Source organism: Mesorhizobium sp. M7A.F.Ca.CA.004.12.1.1 (genome assembly GCF_003997835.1).
Lineage (GTDB): Bacteria > Pseudomonadota > Alphaproteobacteria > Rhizobiales > Rhizobiaceae > Mesorhizobium.
This window is the reverse complement of the sequence record NZ_RZRK01000377.1, coordinates 1-5,861: the sequence shown is the minus strand read 5'-3', so window position 1 is coordinate 5,861 and position 5,861 is coordinate 1. Positions and strand designations below refer to the sequence as shown.

General features: G+C 60.8%; 6 protein-coding genes. 1 reads left to right on the top strand and 5 read right to left on the bottom strand.

Going from position 1 to position 5,861, the window contains the following annotated elements; translation table 11 throughout:
- Nucleotides 1–221: 221 nt before the first annotated feature.
- Nucleotides 222–2,123, bottom strand: a complete 1,902-nt coding sequence (locus tag EN984_RS19820; RefSeq protein ID WP_127268880.1) for a DUF4396 domain-containing protein — start codon at nucleotides 2,121–2,123, stop codon at nucleotides 222–224.
- A 192-nt stretch (nucleotides 2,124–2,315) separates the two neighbouring features.
- Here EN984_RS19820 and EN984_RS19815 point away from each other — a divergent pair, with 192 nt between their 5' ends.
- Nucleotides 2,316–2,744, top strand: a complete 429-nt coding sequence (locus tag EN984_RS19815) for a hypothetical protein (RefSeq protein WP_127268879.1) — start codon at nucleotides 2,316–2,318, stop codon at nucleotides 2,742–2,744.
- 95 nt (nucleotides 2,745–2,839) lie between these two features.
- Here the strand turns inward: EN984_RS19815 and EN984_RS19810 are convergent, their stop codons facing one another.
- The 4 genes from EN984_RS19810 to EN984_RS19795 form a co-directional block, all read right to left on the bottom strand.
- Nucleotides 2,840–2,998 carry a hypothetical protein gene (locus EN984_RS19810; RefSeq protein WP_127268877.1) on the bottom strand — a complete coding sequence of 53 codons (159 nt, stop codon included), beginning with the start codon at nucleotides 2,996–2,998 and terminating at the stop codon, nucleotides 2,840–2,842.
- Between the two features lie 84 nt (nucleotides 2,999–3,082).
- Complete coding sequence (locus EN984_RS19805; RefSeq protein ID WP_127268875.1) at nucleotides 3,083–3,553, bottom strand: YbhB/YbcL family Raf kinase inhibitor-like protein; 471 nt, start codon at nucleotides 3,551–3,553, stop codon at nucleotides 3,083–3,085.
- Between the two features lie 46 nt (nucleotides 3,554–3,599).
- Entirely contained in the window at nucleotides 3,600–3,806 is a 207-nt protein-coding gene (locus EN984_RS19800; RefSeq protein ID WP_013531530.1) for a hypothetical protein, read from the bottom strand.
- A 101-nt stretch (nucleotides 3,807–3,907) separates the two neighbouring features.
- Nucleotides 3,908–5,860 (bottom strand): protein-L-isoaspartate(D-aspartate) O-methyltransferase, encoded by a 1,953-nt coding sequence (locus tag EN984_RS19795; protein WP_127383890.1) that lies wholly within the window; start codon nucleotides 5,858–5,860, stop codon nucleotides 3,908–3,910.
- Nucleotide 5,861 lies beyond the last annotated feature (1 nt).

Genomic DNA, 5,861 nt, shown 5'->3' with positions numbered 1-5,861 from the left:
ATCCAAATGGACATTCCCGACAACGCCAAGGAATCGACGCCAATTCATTGCAGCAATTGCGGCGCCTTTCTCGGCGAGTGGGGCGAATTGCAGGACGATTTCTACCGCCAGGCTCGCGGTACCGAGGCATTCGACTTGCGCAACGGAACCATTATCAAGAAGTAGCGCGCAACGACGCGGCCTCCGGATGACATCGGCAAATTCGCAAGGGGTTGGCAGATCTAGCCGACCTCGATGACCACCATCAGCCCGCCGCCGCCCTTCTCCTCGACATTGTTGTTCGTCGTGTGATGCGGGATGTGGCAGTGAATGAGCCACTTGCCAGGACGCAGCGCCTTCCACACGACGTCATAGCGCTGTCCCGGTCCGACATTGATCGTATCGGCCAGAAAGCGCGCCGACGAAGAAAGCGTCTCACCGTCACGGGCGACGACCTCGAAGGGTCCGCCATGGATATGCATTGGATGGACGAAGCCGTTGTTGGTGCCGATGAAACGCACCTTCAGCGTCTCGCCCACCTTCATAGGAATGGTGTCGGTTGCGGGATAGGCTTTGCCGTTGATGGTGAAGAAGTTCGGCATGCCGCCTTCCATGGGCATCGACGGATAAGTCAGCCCATCGCGCACCAGCCATTCCTGAAGTTCGATGACATAGTCGTGGTCAGCCGGAACCTCGTCGGCAGGATTGGCGGGATCGATAATCAGCGCCCCATAAAGCCCCAGCGCCTGGGTGCGGTCCGGCTTGGCATGCGGATGATAGAAGTAGGTCCCGTGCTGGGTCGCGGTGAACGCATAGGAATAGGATTGTCCAGGCTCGATCGGCGGCTGGGTGATCTCGGCAGGTCCATCCATCTGGTTCGGCAGGATCATGCCGTGCCAATGCACCGTGGTTTCCTCGGGCAGGTCGTTGGTGACGTCGATGCGAACCTTATCGCCCTGGCGAATGTGGATGCGCGGACCGGGAATCTGGCCATTGTAGGCATAGGCGTCGACCGCGACGTTGGGCAGGATCTGCCAGCGGACCACCGATGGTCTGAGCTCGAACACCTTGACGCCGTTCTCTAGACGGAATGGCAGTTCCTGGTCGCCCTTGGCGGCAAGACCATAGGACGAGGTAACGCGACGCGGATCGGTTGCAGCCATGTCACGCATGGATTCCGCCGGCGTGTCGCGACCCATGATCATGCCTTGCGGCATGATCGCGCCGCCGACGTCACGCGCCGAAAGCGTCAGGTTCAGCCAGTTCGCCGGCGCGGCCATGCCGATCGCCAACGCCAACACCGACACAATACCGAGGGCCGCAATCTGCGGCGTCGTAGCGTCCGTCTCCATCTGATGGCCGCTGCGTTTGGACTTGTGGGAGGTGTTGCGGCTTCGTCGATCGTCGCCGGCGTTGGGGTGATGCGTAGCGTGCTGTTGGTGGGCGGTCGGCTCTCCACTGCTCGTTTCGTTCGCCTGCGGGCGCTGCGTCATCAATCCGTGCTTCAGCCCGCGCGCGACCAGCCAGACATTGGCCGGATAGGCGAGCGTGAAGCCGGCGATGACGCCGATCGACATCACGCCCCAGAACAAAAGCTCGGTCGGCTCCATGGCGCGCATGTCGCGTCCCATCATCAGAAAGCTCATGACGGGCGCCATGCCGGCCATCATGAAATTCATCGAGATGAACTCGGGCAAGAAGCTCTTGCGCACGTTCTCCCAGTAGGTGCCGCCCATCATCGATTTCATGAACAGCGATTGGAAGATGAACAGGCCGAAGGCAAAGCCCGCCAGATATTCGACGATGAGGTCGAGCCACATCGGCAGGCCAAGCGTTGCCGTGATGACTGCGGCGAGAATGATGCCGGTCGCATCGCCGGCAACGCAGTGGATGGTCGAGCCGACCCCCTGTTTCCACAGCGGCCTGGTGAAGTCTTCATGCTCGCCTGGACGTGGCTCCTTGTCTGCAAGCACATAAAGCAGCAGCCCCAATGGACCCATATAGAGGGTCACCAGGATGAAGCCCCATTTCATCACCACCGGTTCGGGATTGTTGCGGTATTGATCGAAGCCGACATAAAGCGTCGAGGCGGCGGCAAGAGCGAACCAGACGGCAAGGAAATAGTCGATTGGCTGGATGAACATGGATGCATCCCGTCGCGGATCAGTGGCTTGTCACAAGCAGCCCCCGTCGATGAACGCAGCCGGCGTGTTTATGATCCCGCCGGCCCAATCCGGTTGTGTCGAATTCTCCAGCCTGGCGCTCTTGTCGAAGCATTAACGCGCGGTAATTCCCTTGAAGGCGTGGGCGCTTCGCTGCCTCAACAGGAGCTGGCCATGAAACATCAAACACTCGACCAACTGCATGCCGTCGCCAAGATTGAATCGTCGGCTGCTTATTCCGCCATGACACGAAATCAGCGCATAGAGCGCTGGGCTGAACTGCTGGAGCGTAATCCCGAGCGATGCCTTGGGGCGTTTGCAGGCACCGAACATCTGCACCCTGAAGCACGTTCATTGATGCGGGGCGAGGGAACGGCAATTTCGGTCGCCTTCGAGGATCCAGTGCTGCGCGCATCGGGTTTAAAGGACGACACATACGGTGAGGCAAGGCGCTTTTTCGAACTGAACGACTGGCAGCTGCACGACATCGTCTGCGATTGCCACGTCGGCTCAACCATGAAAGCGCGCTGGGCTGCGACGCGGGTCCGCTCAGCCATCAGCGGCAGGTTCTTTGCGTGGTTGCGGCAAAGGATAATGCGCTGACCGTAGTTGGGGATCGTCGTCGCTTCGGTGCGGCATACGATCCCCTGTCTTGCCGATTGGATGTCTTGCCAATCGGATTGTCTTGCCGACGCGGATCAACGCTTGTCCTGGTACAGCCGGTTGGTCGCCCGGTCGCTCTCCCGTTGTTCGGCGGGTCCACGCCGACGGCGTGCGATAACGGCATAGGCCATCAGCACGATCAGCAGCAATGGGCCGCCGGCAACGACGACCAACCACATGATATCTCCAAACATGGCGGCATCTCCTTTCCCAGACAACCGGCGAGGAGGAGAACCGTTCCGTGCAGCAGGCCACCTCGGTCGCCCCTGGTCATTAACTTACGAATTGCGTTCGTAGGTTCCGATGAGTTCAGCCTGCTCAAGCGAATGTTTCTGCGCCTCCCGCCAGATGCGCTCGATGCCCACGCTCGCTGGAATGGCAAGGCTCGGCGTGTCGAGCGCGGCCAGCCGGAAATGGTAATGGTGAACGCCATGTCCGACCGGCGGTTCAGGGCCGTCGTAATAGGCGTTGCCAAAATCATTCGTTGCTTGCCTGAGGGCGCCCGGACCCGGCTTGCCGCTTTCGGCCTCGGGAAGTTCCCTCGTGTCCGGGGAGATGTTGAACACCGCCCAATGACCAAACGTTCCGCTCGGCGCGTCAGGATCCTGAACGACGAGAACGAGACTCTTTGCTTCGTCCGGCACTCCAGACCATTTCAGCGGCGGCGATACGTTTTTGCCGTCTCGTGTGTATCTTTCGGGAATTTGTCCGCCTTCGGCAAAGGCGGCACTGCTAAGGGCAAGTGGCATGGTTCACTCCTTCCGGCGAAGTTGATCGCAGCGACGCGCAGGGCAGCTATTTGTTGGTCCGCATCTTTTGTCTTGGATCGATCCCGCCAGCGGCGGTCGTGTCGTTTTCGACGTCACCTTCGACCGTATTCTCGCCTTCAAGCTCGAACTCTTCGCCTTCCTTGATCGTTCCCTTGGAAGTCCCGATACCAGGATTGTTCGCCAAGTCGGCATCGCTCGGTTTCTTCCATTTCGGATGTTTGGTTCCGGTCATGAGAAAACTCCTTCGACGGGGATTGCAGTTTTGAAATCGCAGACCGGATAGTTCGTTCCGGTTCCACGCCTCAGCTTCTTCATTGGTTCGCCGCGCGCCGGCTAAAGCCCGAACGGGTAGGTGTCGGGAACGCCGGTTCTTGCATGCTCCGGGCCAAGCGGCGTCACTGCCGCGGTTTTGTCGAACCATAGGAACGCGTCGAACTGCCGGGGCAGGGAAGCGTCCGCATAGTGGCTGCCCAGCTCGGTTTCCGGCCGGTAGATCACCCCGATGAATCGCTCCAGCCTGCGTTCCAGCAGCCGCTCACGCAGCGTTGTGTCGCGCCCGAGGTCGAGCAGGAACCGCGACACAAGGGAATCGTGGCAAAGCCGTTCGTAGCTGTCGGCGTGCGACGCGCGGATTTGCTTCACCTCCATTTTGCCGTCCCAGTCGCTGGCGGCCGCTACAGTGCCGGAATGCGTGCCCATACCGATCAGCGCTGCCTCATCCCCGAAACGCTGCCGGCAGAGCTGGCCGATGTTCAGTTCGTCCCTGACGACGCCCATCTCGGTAAAGCGGGCATCGCCGATATGGGAATTGTGCGCCCACACCACGGCCTTGGCGTTGGGGCCGCCGGCATGCAGCAAATGTTCCAACGTTTCGAACATGTGCGTGTCGCGCAGGTTCCAGGACTCCGCGCCGCCATAGTACATGATCCGGTAATAGTGTTCGGCGGACGCGATCAGCCGGGCATTCTGACTGGCGTCGAGAAAGTCGGTGCCGTCCCTTTTTGCATATTCGAGCTGTTTGGCGAGCAAGTCCCGGCATTGTTCCAGCACCGCTTTCTCGCATTTTTGATAGCCGGCGGTGAGCACCGCGCGGCCGTAGGTGGACGGATCGTGTTGCCAGGGCGTCAGGCAGCCATAGCGTTCGCGCGCGATCTTGGCTGCCGGGGGATCGACCCGGTCGAGATAATCGAGGACCGCGCCGATGGAACCGCTCATATTGTAGATGTCGAGGCCGTAGAACCCTGCTTGCGCCGAAGGCTCTAGCTTCTCGTTGTGACGGCGCATCCAGTCGGTGAAGGCCGCGACATCGGTGTTGCGCCACATCCAGGTCGGAAATCGCTGGAATGGCGCGCCAGTGCCGGTTCGCGGCCGACGATGGCGAACATAGCGGTCGATCGCCGCTGCGTCGGGCCAGTCCGCCTCGACCGCGACGATGGTGAAGCCGTGGCGTTCGATGAGCCTGCGGGTGATCGCCGCGCGCGCCCTGTAGAATTCGGACGTGCCATGGCTTGCCTCGCCAAGCAGAACAATGCGCCGGTCGGCAAACCGATCGAACAATGCGCCGAAGGCCGGATCGTCGAAATCGGGCAGGGGTTCGGCCGCGGCCGCGATCATATCAGGCAGGCTGATCGGATGGGGATGTCGAAGCGGACGACCAACGTCGGTGGCCGTGCCGTTTTCCGACCAACCCTGCTCGCCGATCAGAGGGACGAAGCGCACGCCGCCGAAATCCTCCTCGCTATAGGTTGCGGCGCCTGTCCGGGTGACTTTGAGCAGACGTTGCAAATCCGGGTCGTCGCCGACCGGAATGACGAGCCTGCCGCCGACATCGAGTTGCTCCTGAAGGGCGAGCGGTGCGCCGGGACCACTGGCTGTCACCACGATGGCGTCGAACGGCGCCGCCTGCGGCCAGCCCTTGGTGCCATCGCCTGTCCGAACCTCGATGTTTTGGTAGCCGAGTTTTTCAAACCGCCGCTTCGCGGCTTCGGCCAAACCGGGATGACGCTCTATCGTGTAGACCTGTTCGACGATCCGGCTCATCACCGCGGCCGCGTATCCCGAGCCGGTGCCAATTTCGAGCACATGGTCACCCGGTTTGACATCCGCCATCTCGATCATGAACGCGACAATGTAGGGTTGCGATATGGTCTGGCCATCGGCGATCGGCAGCGGCGTGTCTTCGTAAGCAAATTCCTCGAAGCCGGGTTCGACGAAGGCCTCGCGTGGAACTTCGCGCATTGCCTGCAGAATCTCACGGTCATGAATGCCACGCCGGCCGACATGGATA